The organism is Lysobacter claricitrinus (genome assembly GCF_045866565.1).
Taxonomy (GTDB): Bacteria; Pseudomonadota; Gammaproteobacteria; order Xanthomonadales; family Xanthomonadaceae; genus Cognatilysobacter; species Cognatilysobacter claricitrinus.
This window is the reverse complement of sequence record NZ_BAAFZV010000002.1, coordinates 683800-706028: the sequence shown is the minus strand read 5'-3', so window position 1 is coordinate 706028 and position 22229 is coordinate 683800. Positions and strand designations below refer to the sequence as shown.

The window sequence follows — 22229 nt, the reverse complement described above, 5'->3', positions numbered from 1 at the left end:
GGCGACGCCATGCATACGCCACAATTCACCCGTCGCCAGTTCCTCAAGGGCGTCTGCGCGAGCGCCGCGGCCACCGCGGTCGGCCCGCGCCTCATCTTCGGCAACGACGCACGCGCCGCCGCCAGCGACGGCGATGTCGTCGTCATGCTGTTCCTGCGCGGCGCGATGGACGGGCTCAACTTCGTCGTGCCGCTCGGCAGCAGCGATCGCGCCTACTACGAGTCGGTGCGCCCGAATCTCAACATCGCCGCGAGCGGTACCTACGGTGCGTTGCCGCTCACGTACAGCGACGGCAGCGGCAGCAGCTTCGGCCTGCATCCATCGGCGACCGGACTGCGCGACCTTTGGAACGCGGGACGCGTAGCGATCGTGCACGCCGCGGGCCTTGCGACATCCGCATCGCGCAGCCACTTCGACGCGCAGATGGCGATCGAACAGGGCGTCGCGCGCGGGCTCAACACGGGCTGGATGGCGCGTGCGATCGCCACGCAGGGGAACATCGCGGGCTCGAGCATGGCGGCGCTCGCCTGCATGCCGCGCGAGCCGGTGTCGCTCAATGGCACGACGCGCGCCATCACCATGGACAGCCCGACCGACTTCCAGCTCAACCTCGGCAACTGGGCGTGGATGAAGACGCGCTCGGATTCGCCGGCCGGCCTGGTCGGCATGCAGGAAACGCTCAATCAGATGTGGAGCGGGCAGACGGCACTCGAAAGCAATGGCGCGCTCGCCGAACAGGCCTTGCGCGTGGTCGCGGCACAGCCCTACGGCGCGCTGCCGTCGACGTGGCCGAGCACACAGATCGGCAACGAGCTGTGGACGGTTGCGCAGTCGATCAAGTTCGGCGTCGGCCTGCGCTACGCGGCGGTCGACCTCGGCGGCTGGGACACGCACGACGCGCAGGGCACCGCGGGCTCGGGCTATCACTACTACCAGAACAAGATCGCCGAACTCTCGCAGGCGCTCTCGGCATTCCAGGCGGAGCTCGAAGCGAACGGCAATGCGGGTCGCGTCACCACCATCGTGATGTCGGAGTTCGGCCGACGCATGCGCCAGAACGCCGCAGGCGGAACGGACCACGGCTACGGCAACCCGATGCTGGTGATGGGCGGGGCGGTCAACGGTCGACGTTTCTACGGCCAGTGGCCCGGGTTGACCGACACGGTGATCGCCGCGGCGAACGGCGACCTGCCGGTGACGACCGACTACCGTCGCGTGGTGTCGGAGATCCTCATCCGCCGCATGGGCAACAACAACCTGTCGACCGTCTTCCCCGGCTACAGCGGGTACACGCCGCTCGGGATCATGCAGGGCGCGGATATGACCGCAGCGATGGCACCGATGAAAGCAAGTTCGTCGGCCAGTGCGGTCGACGCGTCGACACAACCGATGCAGAGCGAGCAGGACATCGCGATCGAACAGAGCCTTCGGGCACGTGGTGGATCGGTACGTGATCAGGTGTTGCGTCGAATGTTCTGATTGATCGCGGGCACGCGGCCGCGGAGAATCCACGCGTCTTAGCGGTTGACCTCACTGGCTTCTGTCGAGGTTTCGGTAGCGTTTCGTGCGTTGAAGCGTGCGAAATGCCTTTGCTCCTGCCACACACGCGGTTGGCGACGCGCAACCCGAACGACTCGCAAGCGTCGCGACGTCGCCCAAAGAAAAAGCGGGCCGAAGCCCGCTTTCTCAAAGTCCAGCGATGACCGCGGTGATTACTCCGCCGACACGCCCTCGCCTTCCTCGACGGCCTTCATCGACAGGCGGATGCGGCCCTGCTTGTCGACTTCCAGCACCTTGACCTTCACCACGTCGCCTTCCTTGAGCTTGTCGGACACCTTCTCGACGCGCTCGTTGGAGATCTGCGACACGTGCACCAGGCCGTCCTTGCCCGGCAGGATGGTCACGAACGCACCGAAGTCCATGATCTTCGCGACCTTGCCTTCGTAGATGCGGCCCGGCTCGACGTCGGAGACGATCTGGTCGATGCGCGCCTTCGCGGCCTGCGCGGCGGCGGCGTTGACCGAGGCGATGACGATCGTGCCGTCGTCCTGAATGTCGATCTGCGTGCCGGTTTCCTTGGTGATCGACTGGATCGTCGCGCCACCCTTGCCGATCACTTCGCGGATCTTGTCCGGGTGGATCTTCATGGTCAGCAGGCGCGGCGCGTACTCGGACAGCTCGGTACGCGGCGTGGTCAGCGCGCTGGCCATCTCACCGAGGATATGCAGACGGCCTTCCTTCGCCTGGGCGAGCGCGACCTTCATGATCTCTTCGGTGATGCCCTGGATCTTGATGTCCATCTGCAGGGCGGTGATGCCCTCCGACGTACCGGCCACCTTGAAGTCCATGTCGCCGAGGTGGTCCTCGTCACCAAGGATGTCGGACAGCACGGCGAAGTCGTTGCCTTCCTTGATCAGGCCCATCGCGATGCCCGCGACCGGCGCCTTGATCGGCACGCCCGCGTCCATCAGCGCCAGCGACGAACCGCAGACCGACGCCATCGACGACGAACCGTTCGACTCGGTGATCTCGGACACGACGCGGATCGTGTACGGGAACTCTTCCATCGTCGGCATGACGGCGAGGATGCCGCGCTTGGCGAGGCGGCCGTGGCCGATCTCGCGACGCTTCGGGCCCATCATGCGGCCAGTCTCGCCCACCGAATAGGGCGGGAAGTTGTAATGGAACAGGAAGTGTTCCTTGTACTCGCCCGAGACGGCGTCGATGATCTGGCCATCGCGCGCGGTGCCGAGCGTCGCGACCACGAGCGCCTGCGTTTCGCCACGCGTGAACAACGCCGAGCCGTGCGTACGCGGCAGCACGCCGACGCGCGAGGTGATCGGGCGGACCGTGGTCAGGTCGCGGCCGTCGATGCGCTTGCGGGTGCGGAGCACCGAGTTGCGCATCGTCTGGTATTCCTGCTCGCCGAATTCCTTCGACACGTCACCGACGTTCCAGCCGTTCGACTCGACGTGCGGCTGCAGCATCTCGAGCGCGGCCTTCTTCAGCGTCTGGATCGACGTGCGACGGTCGGCCTTGTTGACGATCTGGTACGCAGCGCCAAGGCGATCGCCAATAGCGTTGCGCAGCGCGTCGATCATCGACTCGTTCTTGGCGGGCGCTTCCCAGTTCCACGACTGCGTGCCGGCTTCGGCAACGAGTTCGTTGATCGCGTTGATCGCGATCTGCTGCGCCTGGTGACCGAACATCACGGCGCCGAGCATCACGTCTTCCGAGAGCACGTCGGCTTCGGATTCGACCATCAACACCGCGTCCTTCGTACCCGCGACGACGAGTTCAAGCGCCGATTCCTTCAGCTGCGCGGCGGTCGGGTTCAGCACGTACTGGCCGTTGATGTAACCGACCTTCGCGGCGCCGATCGGGCCCTGGAACGGGGCGCCGGTGAGCGCGAGCGCGGCGGACGCGCCGAGCATCGCGGGGATGTCACCGTCGACCTCCGGGTTCATCGAGACCACGGTGGCGATGATCTGGACTTCGTTCTTGAACTCTTCCGGGAAGAGCGGGCGGATCGGACGGTCGATGAGGCGCGAGATCAGCGTCTCCTTCTCCGTCTGGCGGCCTTCGCGCTTGAAGAACCCGCCCGGGATGCGACCACCGGCGTAGAAACGCTCCTGGTAGTCGACGGTGAGCGGGAAGAAGTCCTGGCCTTCACGTGCCGTCTTGGCCGCAACGGCCGAAACGAGCACCACGGTGTCGTCCATCTTCACGAGGACCGCGCCGCCCGCCTGGCGGGCAATTTCGCCGGTCTCCAGCGTGACCTGGTGGGCGCCGTACTGGAAGGTCTTGGTAATTTTCGCCACGTTGTGTGTTCCCTTGTGTCGCTTGGTTTCGTCCGGAGCCCCTGCCCCGGCCGTACTGCTTTTTGTTACCCAAAAACGAACCGCGGCGCATCACTGCGCCGCGGTCGGGATTGCTTTAGCGGCGCAGACCGAGCTTTTCGATCAGGGCCTTGTAGCGCTCGTTATCTTTGCGCTTCAGGTAGTCGAGCAGGCTGCGACGGCGGTTGACCATCTGCAGCAGGCCACGACGGCTGTGGTGATCCTGCTTGTGGATCTTGAAGTGGCCGGTCAGCTGCTCGATGCGCGCGGTGAGCAGGGCGACCTGCACTTCCGGCGAACCCGTGTCGTTGGTGCCGCGGGCGTGCTCGCCGATGATCTTGGAGGTATCGAGGGACATCATTTTTCCTTGAGACGCGGGACCTGCAGACGCGATCGGCGACGGAATTACCGCGCTGACGCACCACATGGTCCGCCGGGTGAAATAAGGGGGTGCCCGAAAGGGCGCGCGTATTGTAGCCGCGGGGGTCGACCCCAACAAGGCGAAATGTGCGCGGACCGCTAAGCGGCGGGCGTCGACGCCCAACTGAAAAGCCGCTGCGGACGCAGCCGTTGGCCCTCGATATTCGCAAGGCCCAAAACGCGACCCGCGGCGCCAGTCACGACCAGCAGATCCGCATCACCGTGCGCCGCGGCGCTGGAGGCCGCTGTCGTCGAGACAGCAGGCACGCCCGCAACGGCCGCTTGCGACAACTCGATCGACTGGCCGTATCCGAAGCGGCGGCACTCGTCGGCGTCGAGCGCGATATGTGGCCGGTGCGCCAAGGCATTTTCGATCGAGATCAGGCATCCATCCAGCGCCGCCTCGCCGTCGGCCGCAAGCGCCTGCAGCGCGTCGAGCGTCCACATGCGTGGCGACCGGAACGGGTCGACCCAGACCCGCCGCAGCACCGCGACGTGCGCGCCGCAGCCGAGCGTTTCGCCAAGATCGCGTACGAGGCTGCGCACGTACGTTCCGGAGCCGCATTCGACCGCGAGCCGCAGCCCATCGCCCGTCCGCTCGAGAAGCCGGAACGACGCGACGTCGACATCGCGCTCGGGCGCTTCGACGGTCTCGCCGCGCCGCGCGCGCGCATACATCGGTTCCCCGCCCTGCTTCAGCGCTGAGTAGATGGGCGCGCGTTGGCGGATGCGTCCCTGGAATGCCGACATCGCGGCTTCGATCGCCGCATCGTCGAGCGGCGGCACGGGTCGCTCGCGCAACACGGCGCCGTCGGCATCGTCGGTATCGGTGGTCACTCCCAGTCGCGCGACCGTCTCGTACGCCTTGCGCGCACCGAGCAGCAGTCCCGCGATCTTGGTCGCCTCGCCGAAACAGACGGGCAGAAGGCCGGTCGCGAGCGGATCGAGGCTGCCGGTATGCCCGCCTTTTTCAGCGCGGAACAGATGGCGGACGCGCTGCAGCGCCTGATTCGAGCTCATGCCCGCGGGCTTGTCGAGCAGCAGGATGCCGTCGAGTCGACGGAATCGCGTCTTGCCGTTCACCGGGCGTCGCTCAGGCGTCGCGCGGTGCCGCAGCGTCGTCGGGACCGGGCGTGTCTTCGAGCGGCGGATTCGCCTGCAGCAACTGGTCGATGCGTTCGCCGCGATCGAACGAAGCGTCGTAATGGAAATGCAGTTCCGGTACGTGCCGCAGCTTCATCGCTCGAGCGAGCTCGTAACGGATCTGCTTGGCCGCCTCTTTCAGCCCCTTCATGGCCTCGTCGGCGCGCTCGGGCTGCAGCGCGGTGACGAACACCTTGGCGTGGGCCATGTCACGCGTGACCTCGACGTCGGACACGCTGACCGACGGCAGGCCCAACTCGCGCACGGCTTCGTGCACGAGGGTGCCCAGCTCGCGACGGAGCTGGGCGGAAACGCGATCGGTGCGATGGAAGCTCTTCGAAGGCATCGTCGATTACAGCGTGCGCTGCACTTCGATGCGCTCGAAGCATTCGATCTGGTCGCCCGGCTTGACGTCGTTGTACGCCTTGACGCCGATACCGCATTCGGTGCCCGTGCGCACTTCGTCGACGTTCTCCTTGAAGCGACGCAGCGACTCGAGTTCGCCTTCGAAGATGACCGTCTGCTGGCGGAGCACGCGGATCGGCTTGTTCCGCTTGACCACGCCCTCGATGACCATGCAGCCCGCGACCGCGCCGAACTTCGACGAACGGAACACGTCGCGCACTTCGGCGGTACCGATGATCTCCTCGCGGATCTCCACGCCGAGCACGCCCGAGGCGATCTGCTTCACCTGGTCGATGACGTCGTAGATGATCGAGAAGTAACGCAGGTCGACGCCCTGGTTCTCGATGACCTTGCGCGCCGATGCATCGGCACGGACGTTGAAGCCGATGACCGTGGCCTTCGACGTCGCTGCGAGCTGTGCGTCCGACTCGGTGATGCCGCCGACACCCGAACCGATCACGTTGATGCGGATCTGTTCGTTCGACAGGCCGGTCAGTGCATCGCGCAGCGCCTGCACGGAACCCTGCACGTCCGCCTTGACGACGAGGTTCAGCGCCAGCTGGCCGGCGCCCTCGCCCATCTGCGCGAGGATGTCTTCCATGCGGTTGCCCGGCTGCGCGACGAGGCGATGCTCGCGACGCTTGGTGTCACGCTGCTGCGCGACGTCCTTCGCCAGGCGTTCGTCGTCGACGACGACGAGATCGTCGCCGGCATCCGGCACGCCCGAAAGCCCCAGCACCTGCACCGGAATCGACGGACCCGCCGACTGCACCTGCTGGCCGTTCTCGTCGAACAGCGCACGCACGCGGCCGTACTGCACGCCGCAGACCACGTAGTCGCCCTTCTGCAATTCGCCCGACTGCACGAGCAGCGTCGCGACCGGACCGCGGCCCTTGTCGAGCGACGACTCGATGACCACGCCGGTCGCGCGACCGGTCGGCACCGCGCGCAGCTCGAGGACTTCGGCCTGCAGCGAGATCGCATCGAGCAGATCGTCGACGCCCTGGCCGGTCTTGGCCGACAGCTCGACCATCTGCACGTCACCGCCGAATTCCTCGGCGACGAGGTCGTACGCGAGCAATTCGTTCTTGACGCGGCTCGGATCGGCGTCGGACTTGTCGATCTTGTTGACCGCGACCACGACCGGCACGCCGGCCGCCTTCGCATGCTGCACGGCTTCGACCGTCTGCGGCATGACGCCGTCGTCGGCCGCAACGACCAGCACCACGATGTCGGTCAGCTTGGCGCCGCGGGCGCGCATCGCGGAGAACGCGGCGTGGCCCGGGGTGTCGAGGAAGCTGATGACGCCCTTCGGCGTTTCGACGTGGTACGCGCCGATGTGCTGCGTGATGCCACCGGCTTCGCCCGACGCGACCTTAGTGCGACGGATGAAGTCCAGCAGCGAGGTCTTGCCGTGGTCGACGTGGCCCATGATCGTGACGACCGGCGGGCGCGGGGCCTTGTCGCCCTGCACGTCCTCGACATGCGCGATCAGCAGTTCCTCGGCCGAGTTCTCGGATGCGCGGACCGCGGTATGGCCGAGCTCCTCGGTCACGAGCACCGCGGTGTCGTGGTCGACCGTCTGGTTGATGGTCGCCATCACGCCCATCTTGAAGAGCGCCTTGACGACGTCGCCGCCCTTGAGCGCGAGCTTCTGCGCGAGCTCGGCGACGGTCACCGTGTCGCCGATCGCGACCTCGCGGCGCACCGGCGCAGTGGGGCGCTGGAAGCCCGAACCCGTTCGGCTCTGGTCCGGCTGGCGACGCTGCTGCGTCTTCGGCTTGCCACGGGCGGCGCCACGACGGGCGCGCTCGGAGGCGCTGAGGTGCATCTGGCCGGCGAACCGGCTGGCGCGATCGTCGTCCTCGACGCCCGCGACCATCGCATGCGAGCCGCGCGTCTTGTGCTTCGGATCGTGTGCAGGAGCACGCGCCGGTTCGGCAGCGCGCGGCGCGGGACGGCCGTGCGCATGGCCGGCAGCGGCGGGGCGACGGACTTCCGCTTCGCCTTCGGCTGCAGCGGCGGTTGCGCGCTCGGCCTCAAGGCGTGCGCGGGCGGCCGCTTCCGTCTCCTGGCGCGCGCGCTCGATCTCCTCGGCGCGGCGACGGTCGGACTCGGCCAGGCGCTGCTGCTCGTCGAGGTTGCGCTGGCGCGATTCCTCGAGCTTGCGCAGGATCTCGGAGCGCTCGTCGGTCTCGCCACCCGCGCCGTTGCCGTCCGGGCGCACCAGCGTGACCTTCTTGCGGACGACGACGTCTACCGTCTGCTTGGCCTTGCCGCCGCCGACAGTGATTTCCTGCTTGCGGCTGCGGTTGAGCGTGATCTTCTTCGGCGCGTCGACCTCGGCGGCCGCCGCATCGCTCTTGCCGTGCGCACGCTTGAGAAAGCCGAGCAGCTTCACCTTCTCCATGCTGGTCACGACCTGATCGGGACCGCTGAAGGACATGCCGGCTTCCGCCAGCTGTTCCAGCAGCTTCTCGACCGGCGTATTGACCAGTTCGGCGAGCTTGCGAATCGTGGTTTGCTGCGACATTCGGTTTCCGTGTTCTCGTTGCGCGGCCGGAGCCGGGCGTATCCATTGAATTCTAGCGCGGGCGGGCCTTCCGACCCCGTCACCCGGTCCGCCGTCCGTCTCGCGGCGGCGACCCGTAAGCCCGGCTTACTCGCCGCGTTCCAGCCGTGCGATCTCCTCGGCGCGGGCGGCCAGGATCAGAGCGGCGGCGCGCTCCTCGTCCAGGCCGTCGATGCCGAACTCCACCACTTCGTCCGCGCCGAGGTCCGAAAGGTCCTCGCTGGTGCGGATGCCGTGCGCGGCCAGCGCATGCGCCGTCGCTTCGTCCATGCCGTCCAGCGCGAGCAGGTCGTCGGCCGGCATCTGGCCTTCCAGCGACTCTTCCTCGGCCAGCGCGTCGTTGAGCAGCGAGTCGCGCGCACGCGAGCGCAATTCTTCGACGATGTCCTCGTCGAAGCCTTCGATCGCCAGAAGTTCGCCGACCGGCACGTAGGCGATTTCCTCGACGGTGTTGAAGCCTTCCGACACGAGGATGCCGGCGATTTCCTCGTCGACTTCGAGCTTGTCGATGAAGAGCTGGCGCGACGCGGCCTGCTCGGCCTCGCTCTTGGCCTGAACCTGGTCGGCGGTCATGACGTTGAGCTGCCAGCCGGTCAGGCGGCTGGCGAGGCGCACGTTCTGGCCGCCCTTGCCGATCGCCTGCGCGAGCCGCTCTTCGGCGACCGCGAGATCCATCGAATGCTTGTCCTCGTCGACGACGATCGACTGCACTTCGGCCGGGGCCATCGCGTTGATCACGAACTGCGCCGGGTTGTCCGACCACAGGATGATGTCGACGCGCTCGCCGTTGAGCTCGTTACTCACGGCCTGCACGCGCGAACCGCGCATGCCGATGCAGGCGCCGATCGGATCGGTGCGGTTGTCGTGCGCGAGCACCGCGATCTTCGCGCGGTCGCCCGGATCACGCGCGCAGGCGCGGATCGTGACGAGGCCCTGGCCGACTTCCGGCACTTCGAGCTTGAACAGCTCCATCATGAATTCGGGCGCGGCGCGGCTGATGAAGATCTGCGGGCCACGCGGTTCCGGGCGCACGTCGTACAGGAAGCCGCGCACGCGGTCACCGGTACGCAGCACGTCGCGCGGAATGCCCTTGTCCTTCGGGATGATCGCTTCGGCGTTGCCGCCGAGGTCGACGTAGATGTTGCCGCGCTCGACGCGCTTGACGATGCCGGTCACCAGCTCGCCGACGCGATCCTTCCATGCATCGATCACCTGCTGGCGCTCGGCCTCGCGCACCTTCTGCACGATGACCTGCTTGGCAGCCTGCGCGGCGATGCGCCCGAAATCCGGGTTCTCGATCTGCTCTTCGATGAAGTCGCCGACTTCCACGCCTTCGACTTCGTCGATCGCATCCATCATGCGGATCTGGCGATCCGGCGATTCCATCACCACGTCGTCGGCGACGACCTCCATGCGGCGGAAGGTCTCGTAGCTGCCATCCTTGCGATCGATGGTGACGCGCACCAGCACGTCCTCGTCGTGGTAGCGCTTCTTCGCAGCCGACGCGAGCGCGGCTTCGATCGCATCGAAAATGACGTCGCGCGGGACGCCCTTCTCGTTGGCGACCGCATCCACGACCATCAGAAGTTCCTTGCTCATCTCGATTACTCCGCCTCGGACGGATTCGAATCCGCCGGCTTAGGTTGGGTGTTCTTCTTCGGCGCCTTGGCGGCCTTGCCGCCACGACCCTTTTCCTTCTGCGGCGCCAGGCCCAGCGCGACCCAGTCGGGGACGATGCGCGCCTTCTCGACGTTGCCGATCGCGACGTCGATCGCCAGCATCTGCCCGCCGATGCCTTCAATTTCCATGCGCACCGTGTCGCCTTCGACGCCAACGATGCGGCCCTGCAGGCGACGACGGCCGTCCTGCGGAAGCTTCAGCGTGACCTTGGCTTCCTCGCCCGCGAACCGCGCGAACTGCGCAGCGGTGAACAGCGGACGATCGACGCCGGGCGACGACACCTCGAGGGTGTAGTGCACGGTGATCGGGTCTTCGACGTCCAGCTGCGCGGACACTTCGCGACTCACGCTCTCGCAGTCTTCGATGGTGACCATGCGGCCTTCCGCCGCGACGTCCTGCGTCACGTCGATGTACAGGCGCAGCACCGCGCTGCCTGCCGCGGGCAGGTATTCGACGCCAACCAGTTCGAGCCCGAGGGCTTCGACGGTCGGCGTCAAAAGAGCGGTGATCTGTGTGGCTTTGTCCGCCATTCGCTCAACTCCCGGGCGGCATGCGCCGCGTCCGAAAACAACAAGGGGCCCATTGGGCCCCTTGTCCGGTACTGCTGGATGTCGGTCGATCGCGTGGAGCCGCGACCGTCGAGCCCAAGCAACGGTTCTTCGAAACATTGAAGAACCCGAAGCTGGTAGCGGGGGCAGGATTTGAACCTGCGACCTTCGGGTTATGAGCCCGACGAGCTGCCAGACTGCTCCACCCCGCATCAGGCCGACAATTGTATGGGTGACACCTGATTCGCGCAAGCCTGAATTGCGGCCAATTGCACCGCGTTCGGACAATGGTCAGGCGAACGCGCGCTGGCACCACGCCATGACCGGGCTCCATGCGAGGCCCAGAGCCAACAGGCCCAAAGCATTCACCGCGAACACGATGCGCAGCGGACGGCTGGAGACGACGGGCTGTGCATCGCTGTCGGCGGTATCGAAATACATTGCCTTGACGACACGCAGGTAGTAGAACGCGCCGACCACCGCGAACACGACGCCGACCAGCGCGAGCCACATCATTCCGCCGTCGAGTGCCGCACGCAGCACCGCGAGCTTCGCCCAGAAACCGAGGAAGGGCGGAAGGCCGGCGAGCGACGCCATGACGCACAGCACCAGGCCGGCGAGCCACGGATGACGCGCATTCAGGCCCTTGTAGTCATCGATCAGATCGGCCTCGAAGCCGCGCGACGACATCACCACGATCATTCCGAAAGCCGCGACGGCCATGAGCGCATAGCTGATCGCATAGAACATCGCAGCCGCAAAACCCTGCGCGCCACCACCCGCGATGCCCATGAAAAGGAAGCCGACGTGGGACACCGTCGAATACGCGAGCATCCGCTTCAGGTTGCTCTGCACCATCGCGCCGAGGTTGCCGATCGCCAGCGACGCGACCGCCACCACCGCGAACAGCAGGCGCCACTTCTCGTCCAGGCCGCCGGCGCCCACTTCGAACAGGCGATACGCCATGCCGAACGATGCGAGCTTCGGCGCGGAGCCGATGAACTGCGTGATCGGCGTCGGCGCACCGGTGTAGACGTCGGGCAACCACATATGGAACGGCGCACCGCCGAACTTGAACGCAACGCCGGCAAGCATGAACACCACGCCCGTCAGCAGCATCGTGCCGCCCTGCCCGTCCGCAATCACCGAGGCGATGCGCGAAAGATCGAGAGAGCCGGTCGCGCCGTAAACCAGCGACATGCCATAAAGCAACAGGCCGGACGCCAGCGAACCAAGCACGAAGTACTTGATCGCCGACTCCGATGCGAGCGCGCTGTCGCGGTCGATCGCGACCAGCGCGTACGAACACAGCGCCACCATCTCAAGGCCGAGGTAGACCATGACGAGGCTGCCGGACGACACCAGCAGCATCATGCCTACCGTCGCGAACAGCACGAGCACCGCGACTTCGCCGCGATACAGCTCTCGCGCACGCAGGAACGGCCAGAGATAGAGCATCGACAGCGCCGAGGTCACCAGCACCGCGACCTTCAGCACGTCCGCTGCGGTATCGCGAACGAACATGCCGCCGAGCGTGGTGCCATCGCCGCCGACACCGCCCACGACCATCGCCGCCACGACGACCAGCGCGACGACGGCGCCCGCGTGCGTGACGATCCGGCGACCCTCGTCGAGGAACAGGTCCAGCATCAGCAGGACGAAGGCGGCGCCCACCAGCACCATCTCCGGAAGGAGCGGCATCAGGTCGGCGGCGGTGGGCATCGGGGCAATCATGGGCGGCGGTATTCCGTCGGCATTACAGCTTGGACGACTCGATCTGCTTGGCGAGCTGCGCGATCGAAGGCTGCATCAGGTCGGTAAGCGGCTTCGGCCACAGGCCGAGCACCAGCACGCCGACGGCGAACGCGCCGAGCACGAAGCCCTCGCGCTTGTTGATGTCTGTCAGCTCGGCGACGTGCTCGTTGGCGACTTCGCCCCACACCACGCGCTTGACCAGCCATAGGGTGTAGGCGGCGCCGATGATCAGGGTGAACGCGGCGCCGAACGCGAGCAGCGGATTCTTCTGGAAGCTCGCGACGATGACCATGAACTCGCCGACGAAGCCGGACGTGCCCGGCAGACCGGAGTTGGCCATCGCGAACAGCACCATGAAGGCGGCGAACCACGGCATCACGTTCGCGACCCCGCCGTAATCCTTGATCATGCGGCTGTGCATGCGGTCGTACAGCACGCCGACGCAGCTGAACATCGCGCCCGACACGAAGCCGTGGCTGATCATCTGCACCATCGCGCCCTGCAGGCCGAGCTCCGCGCCGGTCGGGTTGCCCATCTCGCGCACGAGGCTTAGCGCAATGAACGTGCCAATGGTGACGAAACCCATGTGCGAGATCGACGAATACGCGATCAGCTTCTTCATGTCGTCCTGCACGAGGGCGACGAGGCCGACGTAGACGACAGCGATGATGCTCAGCGTGAGCGGCAGCCATGCCCAGTACCAGCTGGCATCCGGCACGATCGGAAGTGCGAAGCGCAGGAAGCCGTATCCGCCGATCTTCAGCATGATCGCCGCCAGTACGACGGAGCCCGCGGTCGGGGCCTCGACGTGCGCGTCCGGCAACCACGTATGCACCGGGAACATCGGCACCTTCACCGCGAACGCGATGAAGAACGCGAAGAACAGCCAGGTCTGCTCCTTCATCGTCAGCGACAGGCCGTACATGTCGGCCAGCTGCCAACTGCCGCCCTTCAGGTACAGGTAGATCAACCCGACCAGCATGAACAGCGAGCCGAGGAACGTGTACAGGAAGAACTTGATCGACGCGTAGATGCGACGCGGGCCGCCCCAGACACCGATGATCAGGAACATCGGGATCAGCATGCCTTCGAAGAAGACATAGAACAGCATCGAGTCGAGCGCCGCGAAGACGCCGATCATCAGGCCTTCGAGGATGAGGAACGCGGCGTAGTACTGGCTGACGCGCGCATCGACCGAACCCCATGCGCCGATCAGCACGAGCACCGACGTGAACGTCGTCAGGGCGATCAGCGCCGCGGAAATACCGTCGGTACCGACGTGGTACTGGATGTCATACGACGCGATCCAGATGCGTGCTTCCTCGAACTGCATGCCGGGGTTCGAGAAATCGAAACCGGTGAACAGTGGGACGGTCAGCGCCAGCACCACGATCGAACTGGCGACGGCGAACCAGCGCGCGGCGTTCGGCCGGGCGTTGCCGAAGGCAAGCGTGATCACGCCGGCCAGAATCGGCAGCCAGATGAGGAGGCTCAGCAAGGGAAAGGTCCCGTTCAAGGGCTCGGGGCTCACGTCATTCCCTCGGTCATAGCCAGCCGCGCATGAGGAAGGCCAGAAGCAGGATCAGGCCGACGATCATCGCGAACGCGTAGTGGTAGAGATAGCCGGACTGCAGGCGACGCGTAAGGCGCGCGACCACGTCGACCAGGCGGGCGCTGCCATTCACGGCGACGCCATCGATCACGATGGAATCGAACATCCGCGATGCGCGGCCGAGGCCGATGCCACCGCCCGCGAAACCGTCGATCCAGAGATTGTCGAAACCGTATTTGTTCTCGAGCACGCGAACCGGCCACGAGAACATGCGGCGCGCGCGATCGGCTAGCTCGGGCTTCCACCAGTACATGACGGTGGCGAGCGCGAAACCGGCCACGGTCAACCAGAACGCCGGCGCCTTCAGAGCATGGGCCGCCATCAGTACCGGGCCATGCCAGTCCTGCTCGCCGATCTTCGCCATGGTGTCGCGCGCAGCCTGCAGGTCGATCGCACCCATGAAGAACGGCCACTGCTTGACGTGGCCCGTCCAGTCGGTGCCGAACAGCATCGGCCCGGCGGTGAAGAAGCCGATCAGCATCGACGGGATGGCAAGCAGCACCAGCGGCAACGTCACCACCCACGGCGACTCGTGCGGCTCATGCGCGCCGTGATGGCCGTGATGGCCGTGATCGTCGTGGTGGCCGTGGCCGTCGTCGTGCAGCGGCTCGTGCAACGTGTGCGCGCCTTCCGCGTGCGCGTCGACATTGTGATGCTCGTCCGACGCAACAGCATCGCGGAACCGCTCGCGACCGTGGAATGTCATGTACAGCAGGCGGAAGCTGTAGAACGACGTCACGAACGCGCCAAGCAGCACACACCAGTAGGCGTACTTGGGGATCAGGCCATCGCGGTGTTCGGCGGCATACTTCGCCGCCTCGATGATCATGTCTTTCGAGTAGAAGCCGCTGAAGAACGGCGTCGCCACCAGCGCGAGCGTGCCGATCAGGCTCGTCCAGTAGGTGATCGGCATGTACTTGCGCAGGCCGCCCATCTTGCGCATGTCCTGCTCGTGGTGCATGCCGATGATCACGCTACCGGCCGCGAGGAACAGCAGCGCCTTGAAGAAGGCATGCGTCATCAGATGGAACACGGCCGCGGAGTACGCGGACGCGCCGAGCGCGACGGTCATGTAACCGAGCTGCGACAGCGTCGAATACGCGACGACGCGCTTGATGTCGTACTGCACCATGCCGATCAGGCCGGTAAAGAACGCCGTCGTGGCACCGATGAGCAGCACGAAGTTCAGCGCGGTCTGGCTCAGCTCGAACAGCGGCGACATGCGCGCGACCATGAAGATGCCGGCAGTCACCATCGTCGCCGCGTGGATCAGCGCGGAGATCGGCGTCGGGCCTTCCATCGAGTCCGGCAGCCACACGTGGAGCGGCACTTGCGCAGACTTGCCCATCGCACCGATGAAGAGGCAGATGCAGGCCACCGTCGGCACCGACCACGACCACATGCCGGTCGTCGCGGGATCGCGACCGAACAGGTCGGCGAGCTGGTGGCCGGCAAGCGCAGGCGCATTCGCGAACACGGTGCCGTAATCGAGCGAACCAACGGCGAAAAGAATCAGCGCGATGCCGAGCAGGAAGCCGAAGTCGCCGACGCGATTGACCAGGAACGCCTTGAGGTTCGCGAACACCGCGGTCGGCTTCTTGAACCAGAAGCCGATCAGCAGGTACGACACCAGGCCCACCGCCTCCCAGCCGAAGAACAGCTGCAGGAAGTTGTTGCTCATGACGAGCATGAGCATGGAGAAGGTGAACAGCGAGATGTAGCTGAAGAACCGCTGGTAACCCGGGTCCTCCTCCATGTAGCCGATCGTGTAGATGTGCACGAGCAGCGAAACGAAGGTGACGACGACCATCATCATCGCGCTGAGGCGGTCGATCATGAAACCGACGTGCGCCTGCAGGCCACCGATGTCGAACCACGTATACAGATTCTCGTTGAACGGCGGCGCGCCCTGCCCGACCAGCGCCCAGAGCACGGTGATCGACAGGACGCAGCTTGTCGCGACACCGAGGATCGTCACCCAATGCGCGCCGGCGCGGCCGACCTTGCGGCCGAACAGGCCGGCCACGATCGAGCCGATCAGCGGCGCGAGGACGATCGCGACGAGGACGGACTTGGAAATGACGTGCTCCACACCCGGCATCGGATCAACCCTTCAGCGAATCGACTTCGGCGACATTGATCGTGCGCCGATTGCGGAACAGCGTGACGAGGATCGCCAGGCCGATGGCGGCCTCGGCCGCTGCGACAGTCAGGATGAAGAACACGAACACCTGACCGGACGCATCACCGAGTTGCCGGGAGAACCCGACGAAATTGACGTTCACCGACAGCAGCATCAGCTCGATGGACATCAGGAGCACGATGATGTTGCGGCGATTGAGGAAGATGCCGGCGACCGCGATGCAGAACAGCACCGCGCCCAGCGCGAGGTAGTGACCCAGCGTGACGCCATTCGCCAACAGGTTCATGCATCACCTCCGGTAGGCGTGGTCGGCGGCTGCACCGGGCGCACGGACTCCATGCGCACCATGCGAACGCGGTCGGTCGCACGGATGCTCGACTGCCACGACGGGTTCTGCTGGCGCACGCCACCGCGGTGACGAAGCGTGAGCATCACCGCGGCGACCACCGCAACCGTAAGAATGACCGCAGCGACCTCGAACGGCAGCAGGAAGTCGGTGAAGAGCGTGCGGGCCAGCCACACGGTGTTCGGCACGTCGGTCCCGACGGCGGCGTTGACGGGCAAGCCGGTCGCCATCTGGGCGCGCACGCCGATCAGCGTGACGATCTCGACCAACATGACGACCGCGACGATCAGGCCGATCGGCAGGAATCGTACGAAGTGCTTGCGCAGCGGCGCGACGTCGATGTCCAGCATCATGACGACGAACATGAAGAGCACCATCACCGCGCCGACGTAGACGAGGATCAGCGCGATGCCGAGGAACTCGGCGCCCGCCACGATCCACGTGCAGGCGACGGAGAAGAACGTCAGCACCAGGCACAGAACCGCGTGCACCGGATTGCGCATCGTGATGACGGCGCCGGCGGCGACGACGGCGGTGGCCGCGAACAGGAGGAAGGCGATCTGCACGAAATCCATGGCGGCCTCAGCGGAAAGGTGCGTCGGCGGCGCGACGCTCGGCGAGCTCGGCTTCGAGCCGGTCACCGATCGCCAACAGCTGCGGCTTGGTCACGATGTTCTGGCCACGCGTGTCGAAGTGGTACTCGAGCACGTGCGTCTCGACGATCGAGTCCACCGGGCACGACTCCTCGCAGAAGCCGCAGTAGATGCACTTGAAGAGGTCGATGTCGTAACGCGTGGTGCGGCGCGTACCGTCCGCGCGCTTTTCCGAGTCGATCGTGATCGCCAGCGCCGGGCAGACGGCCTCGCACAGCTTGCACGCGATGCAGCGCTCTTCGCCATTGGGATAGCGACGCAGCGCATGGATGCCGCGAAAGCGGTTCGACTGCGGCATCTTCTCCATCGGATACATGACCGTGTACTTCGGCTTGAAGAGATACTTCAGCGTCAGCCACAGGCCCTGCATCAGCTCGATGAGCAGCAGGCTTTTGAAGTAGGACGTGATGCGGTTCATGGGGTCCGGGCGTCCGTCACTTGTAGGGCACGAAGACGCCGTAATAGGCCATCAGGGCGGTCACGCAGATCCAGGCGATGGTGATAGGAATGAACACCTTCCAACCCAGGCGCATGATCTGGTCGTATCGATAGCGCGGGAACGATGCGCGGAACCAGATGAAGGCGCTGGCGAAGAAGGCGACCTTGGCGAACAGCCACCACCAACCCGGCACCGCCAGCAGGCCCACCACAGGAACAGCCTGCATCGACGCCGGGAACGGGCTCAACCAGCCGCCGAGGAAGAAGATCGGCGTCAGGAAGCTGACGAGGATCATGTTCGCGTATTCGGCGAGGAAGAACAGCGCGAACTGCGAACCCGAGTACTCGACCATGTGGCCGGCGACGATTTCCGACTCGCCCTCGACGACGTCGAACGGCGCGCGGTTGGTCTCAGCGACACCGGAAATGAAGTAGACGACGAACAACGGCAGCAGCGGCCACATGAACCACTCGAACATGCCGCCGTTGCCCGACTGCGCGCGCACGATCTCCGACAGGTTCAGGCTGCCCGCGGCGATCAGCACGCCGACCAGCGCGAAACCCATCGCGATCTCGTACGACACCACCTGCGCCGCCGAACGCATCGCTCCGAGGAACGCGTACTTCGAGTTCGACGCCCAGCCCGCGAGGATGATGCCGTACACGCCCAGCGAGGTCATCGCGAGCAGGTACAGCAGGCCCGCATTGACGTCGGCCAGCACGATCTTCGTGTCGAACGGCACCACGGCCCACGCGGCGAACGCCGGCGCAAGCCCGATCAACGGTGCCAGCACGAACAGAACCTTGTCGGCGCGCACCGGCTGGATGACTTCCTTGAACAGCAGCTTGAAGACGTCCGCGAACGCCTGCAGCACGCCCATGCCCACGTACATGGGCCCGTGGCGCACATGCATCCAGCCGATCAGCTTGCGTTCCCAGACGACATAGAACGCGACCGAGATGATCACCGGCATGGTGATCGCCAGGATCTTCAGGACGATCCACGCGACCGAGCCGGCCGCGCCGAAACCGTCGAACCAGCCGTGCATCGAATCAATGGCCTCATGCACCATCGGTCAGGCCCTCCCCGCGTCGACGCGCGCGGTGCCGAGCGGCGACGTCGCGCCGTGACCGCCTTCGATGTAGACCGTGCCCACCGCCACCTTCGCGCTTACTTCAACCGGCAACTTCGCCGACCCGGCGGCGACCGCGAACCGGCCGACCGCGCCGTTTTCGAGACCCAGCGACTGCGCATCGTCCGGATTGATGTAGGCGCGCGGCGCGCGGTTGAGCGGATGCGACTGCAACGCCGGCGAGCGACGCACAACCGCATCGACGCGGTAGATCGCCGGGCTCACCGCCAACTCGAGGCCACCCTGCCCCGCATCAACGGCGCGACCGGGAGCGACCTGCACGTTGCGGGGCGCGATCGACGCACGCGCGCCCGCGAGGTCGACGAAATCGAAACCGGACGCGCCAAGCTCCGACGCCAACGCACGCAGCACGCGCCAGCCAGCGCGCGCCTGGTCGGGCAGCTTGCCGCCGGCAACGGCGACCTGATCGCGGCCGTCGAGGTTAGTCAGCGTGGCGTCGATTTCCGGCAGCGCGCCGATCGGCAGGATCACGTCGGCGATCGCACGCGTGGACTCGCACGCGAACTGACTGAACGCGACGACCTGCGCACCGTTGAGCGCGGACATCGCGGTCGCCGTGTCCGCGAAATCCAGGCCCGGCTCGATGCCGTACAGCACGTAGGCCGAACGGGCATCCGCGAGCATCGACTGCGCGTCGCGCGACGTCGGCAGCACGCCATGGCGCGCGAGGCCGAGCGCATTCGCGCCCTGCGGAACGCGGCAGAGCTTCGCACCGGTGGCATCGGCAAGCTGGCGCGCGGCAGCGCGAATGCGCGCGGCATGCGGGCCGTTCTCGGCGATCGCGCCGACGATGATGGCCGCCGACGTCGCGCCGCTCAGCGCCTCACGCAGGTTCGCATCGGACATCGCGTCGGCGATGCGCGACGGCGCCACGATCTGGCGACCCGCAAGCTCGAACGTGAAATCGAAGTCGACCGGATTGACGACATGCACCTTCGCGCCGCGCGTCCATGCCTTGCGGATGCGCGCATGCACGAGCGGAAGCTCGTGACGGATGTTCGACCCCACGATGACGATCGTCGACGCCTTGTCGATATCCGCGACCGCCATGCCGAACGGCTCCGCGACCGCGCTATCGGACAGATCGGACTGCGCGATGCGGTGATCGATGTTGCCGGTGCCCAGCGCATCGGCGAGACGCGCGAGCAGTGCGCCTTCCTCGTTCGAGGTCGACGGATGCACCAGCACGCCGAGCCGGTCCGCGCCGTTGTCACGCAGGATCTGCGCCGCGCGCGCAAGCGCCTCGTCCCAGGATGCCTCACGCCATTCGCCAGCGTCCTTGATCAGCGGACGCGTCGCGCGATCGGCGGCGTACAGGCCCTCATGCGAATAGCGATCGCGGTCCGACAACCAGCACTCGTTCACCGCTTCGTTGTCGCGCGGAACGCTGCGCAGCACTTCGCCCCGACGCACATGCAGGAAGAGGTTGCTGCCGAGCGCGTCGTGATAACCGAGCGACTCGCGCGCCATCAGTTCCCACGGGCGCGCCTTGAACTGGAACACCTTGTTGGTGAGCGCACCGACCGGGCAGACGTCGATGACGTTGCCCGACAGCTCGGTCGTCAGCGGCTTGCCGTCGTAGGTGCCGATCTGCAGGTTCTCGCCACGGTACATGCCGCCGAGCTCGTACGTACCCGCCACTTCCGCGGTGAAGCGGACGCAGCGCGTGCACTGGATGCAGCGCGTCATTTCGGTGGCGACCAGCGGACCGATGTCCTCGTCCGGCACCGTGCGCTTGCGCTCCGCGAAACGCGAGATCGATCGGCCATAGCCCATCGACAGATCCTGCAGTTCGCACTCGCCGCCCTGGTCGCAGATCGGGCAGTCGAGCGGATGGTTGATCAGCAGGAACTCCATCACGTTGCGCTGCGATTTCAGCGCCTTCTCGCTGCGCGTCGTGACCTTCATGCCGTCCATCACCGGCGTTGCACAGGCCGGCGCCGGCTTCGGCATCTTCTCGACTTCGACCAGGCACATGCGGCAGTTCGCCGCGACGCTCAGCTTGTCGTGGTAGCAGAACCGCGGAATCGGGACGCCGACCTTGTCGGCGGCCTGGATGATCATCGAACCCTTGGGCGCAGCCGTCTCGACGCCGTCGATGAAGACGGTGACGTGGTCCGGCGGCAGGTTCGGATTCACGGGCTGCGCGCTCATGCGGCTACCTTCTGCACGACCGTGCCGGCGGCTTCGTCGTCGACAAGGAAGCGCCCGTTCACGATCGCGTATTCGAATTCATGCCAGAAGTGGCGAAGGAAACCCTGGACCGGCCACGCGGCGGCTTCGCCGAACGCGCAGATGGTGTGGCCTTCGATCTGGCCCGCAGCCGCGCGAAGCATCTGCAGGTCGTCGAGCGTCGCCTGCTTCTCGACGATGCGCGTGAGCATGCGGTACATCCAGCCAGTACCTTCGCGGCACGGCGTGCACTGGCCGCACGACTCCTTGAAGTAGAAACGCGCGATGCGCTGGCAGGCGCGCACCATGCACGTCGTGTCGTCCATCACGACGACCGCACCCGAACCGAGGCCGGAGCCGGCCTTCTGGATCGAGTCGTAATCCATCGTCAGCGACATCATCGTGTCGCCGGGCAGCACCGGCATCGACGAACCACCGGGAATCACGGCCTTCAGCTTGCGACCACCGCGCATACCGCCCGCCATCTGCAGCAGGTCGGCGAACGAGGTGCCGAGGCGGATCTCGAAGTTGCCCGGGTTGGCGACATGCCCCGACACCGAGAACACCTTCGGCCCACCGTTGTTCGGCTTGCCGAGATTCGCGAACCACTCCGCGCCGTTGCGGATGATGGCCGGCACCGACGCATAGGTCTCGGTGTTGTTGATCGTCGTCGGCTTGCCGTACAGGCCGAAGTTGGCGGGGAACGGCGGCTTGTAGCGCGGCTGGCCCTTCTTTCCTTCCAGCGATTCCATCAGCGCGGTTTCTTCGCCGCAGATGTAGGCGCCGGCACCGAGCGCGCCGTAGATATCGACGTCGACGCCGCTGCCGAGAACGTTCTTGCCGAGCCAGCCGTTTTCGTACGCTTCTTTCAGCGCCGCCTCGAAATGTTCGAACGGCTCGTGATGGAACTCGCCACGCAGATAGTTGTATGCCGCGGTCGAACCCGTCGCGTAGCAGGCGATCGCCATGCCCTCGACGACCGAGTGCGGGTTATAGCGCAGGATGTCGCGATCCTTCGCCGTGCCCGGCTCGGACTCGTCCGAATTGCAGAGGATGTACTTCTGCCCGGCGCCCTTCGGCATGAAGGACCACTTGAGCCCCGTCGGGAAACCCGCGCCGCCGCGACCGCGCAGGCCCGACTGCTTGACCATGTCGATCACTGCCGCCGGCTCGATCTTCTCGGTGAGGATCTTGCGCCAAGCGCTGTAACCGCCGGTCTTCAGATAGTTCTCGTACGACCACGGCGTGTCGAAGTGCAACGTCGTGTAGACGACGTTGTGCTCCTGCGGCGCCGGGCCGACCGGGCCGTAGCCCTTGGAATAGTCGTGGTGCGAATGCGCCATCGCGCG

17 protein-coding genes and 1 tRNA gene are annotated in these 22229 nt (G+C 65.8%); 1 reads left to right on the top strand and 17 read right to left on the bottom strand.

Annotation, left to right across the window (positions count from 1 at the left end; all coding sequences use genetic code 11):
• Positions 1-9 precede the first annotated feature (9 nt).
• Positions 10-1479, top strand: coding sequence for a DUF1501 domain-containing protein (locus ACKTTN_RS08175; protein ID WP_407909360.1), 1470 nt, complete (start codon positions 10-12; stop codon positions 1477-1479).
• 233 nt (positions 1480-1712) lie between these two features.
• Here ACKTTN_RS08175 and pnp read toward each other — a convergent pair whose 3' ends face one another.
• The 17 genes from pnp to nuoF form a co-directional block, all read right to left on the bottom strand.
• On the bottom strand, positions 1713-3821 hold the full coding sequence (gene pnp, locus ACKTTN_RS08170; protein ID WP_407909359.1) for a polyribonucleotide nucleotidyltransferase: 2109 nt from the start codon (positions 3819-3821) through the stop codon (positions 1713-1715).
• Positions 3822-3936: 115 nt separating this feature from the next.
• Positions 3937-4197 carry a 30S ribosomal protein S15 gene (rpsO, locus tag ACKTTN_RS08165; RefSeq protein WP_407909358.1) on the bottom strand — a complete coding sequence of 87 codons (261 nt, stop codon included), beginning with the start codon at positions 4195-4197 and terminating at the stop codon, positions 3937-3939.
• Positions 4198-4358: 161 nt separating this feature from the next.
• A complete protein-coding gene (gene truB, locus ACKTTN_RS08160) occupies positions 4359-5342 on the bottom strand; it encodes a tRNA pseudouridine(55) synthase TruB (RefSeq protein WP_407909357.1) in 984 nt (327 codons plus the stop codon).
• Between the two features lie 10 nt (positions 5343-5352).
• A complete protein-coding gene (rbfA, locus tag ACKTTN_RS08155; RefSeq protein ID WP_407909356.1) occupies positions 5353-5748 on the bottom strand; it encodes a 30S ribosome-binding factor RbfA in 396 nt (131 codons plus the stop codon).
• 6 nt (positions 5749-5754) lie between these two features.
• A complete protein-coding gene (infB, locus tag ACKTTN_RS08150; RefSeq protein WP_407909355.1) occupies positions 5755-8340 on the bottom strand; it encodes a translation initiation factor IF-2 in 2586 nt (861 codons plus the stop codon).
• A 126-nt stretch (positions 8341-8466) separates the two neighbouring features.
• Complete coding sequence (gene nusA / locus ACKTTN_RS08145) at positions 8467-9978, bottom strand: transcription termination factor NusA (RefSeq protein ID WP_407909354.1); 1512 nt, start codon at positions 9976-9978, stop codon at positions 8467-8469.
• Between the two features lie 5 nt (positions 9979-9983).
• The gene (gene rimP / locus ACKTTN_RS08140; protein ID WP_407909353.1) at positions 9984-10589 is read right to left on the bottom strand and encodes a ribosome maturation factor RimP; all 606 of its coding nucleotides are present in this window, start codon (positions 10587-10589) and stop codon (positions 9984-9986) included.
• 153 nt (positions 10590-10742) lie between these two features.
• A tRNA-Met gene (locus ACKTTN_RS08135) sits at positions 10743-10819 on the bottom strand.
• 79 nt (positions 10820-10898) lie between these two features.
• On the bottom strand, positions 10899-12353 hold the full coding sequence (gene nuoN, locus ACKTTN_RS08130; protein WP_407910046.1) for an NADH-quinone oxidoreductase subunit NuoN: 1455 nt from the start codon (positions 12351-12353) through the stop codon (positions 10899-10901).
• Positions 12354-12363: 10 nt separating this feature from the next.
• Positions 12364-13878: an NADH-quinone oxidoreductase subunit M gene (locus tag ACKTTN_RS08125; protein WP_407910045.1), complete on the bottom strand. Its 1515-nt coding sequence runs from the start codon at positions 13876-13878 to the stop codon at positions 12364-12366.
• Between the two features lie 28 nt (positions 13879-13906).
• Positions 13907-16066: an NADH-quinone oxidoreductase subunit L gene (nuoL, locus tag ACKTTN_RS08120; RefSeq protein WP_407910044.1), complete on the bottom strand. Its 2160-nt coding sequence runs from the start codon at positions 16064-16066 to the stop codon at positions 13907-13909.
• A 13-nt stretch (positions 16067-16079) separates the two neighbouring features.
• Positions 16080-16403 carry an NADH-quinone oxidoreductase subunit NuoK gene (nuoK, locus tag ACKTTN_RS08115; RefSeq protein WP_407909352.1) on the bottom strand — a complete coding sequence of 108 codons (324 nt, stop codon included), beginning with the start codon at positions 16401-16403 and terminating at the stop codon, positions 16080-16082.
• Positions 16400-17038: an NADH-quinone oxidoreductase subunit J gene (locus tag ACKTTN_RS08110; RefSeq protein ID WP_407909351.1), complete on the bottom strand. Its 639-nt coding sequence runs from the start codon at positions 17036-17038 to the stop codon at positions 16400-16402. The genes nuoK and ACKTTN_RS08110 overlap by 4 nt, the downstream gene beginning before the upstream one ends.
• A 7-nt stretch (positions 17039-17045) precedes the next feature.
• Entirely contained in the window at positions 17046-17534 is a 489-nt protein-coding gene (gene nuoI / locus ACKTTN_RS08105) for an NADH-quinone oxidoreductase subunit NuoI (RefSeq protein WP_407909350.1), read from the bottom strand.
• A 16-nt stretch (positions 17535-17550) separates the two neighbouring features.
• Positions 17551-18627 carry an NADH-quinone oxidoreductase subunit NuoH gene (nuoH, locus tag ACKTTN_RS08100; protein WP_407909349.1) on the bottom strand — a complete coding sequence of 359 codons (1077 nt, stop codon included), beginning with the start codon at positions 18625-18627 and terminating at the stop codon, positions 17551-17553.
• 3 nt (positions 18628-18630) lie between these two features.
• A complete protein-coding gene (gene nuoG / locus ACKTTN_RS08095) occupies positions 18631-20862 on the bottom strand; it encodes an NADH-quinone oxidoreductase subunit NuoG (protein WP_407909348.1) in 2232 nt (743 codons plus the stop codon).
• Positions 20859-22223 carry an NADH-quinone oxidoreductase subunit NuoF gene (gene nuoF, locus ACKTTN_RS08090; protein WP_407909347.1) on the bottom strand — a complete coding sequence of 455 codons (1365 nt, stop codon included), beginning with the start codon at positions 22221-22223 and terminating at the stop codon, positions 20859-20861. The genes nuoG and nuoF overlap by 4 nt, the downstream gene beginning before the upstream one ends.
• Positions 22224-22229: the final 6 nt, after the last annotated feature.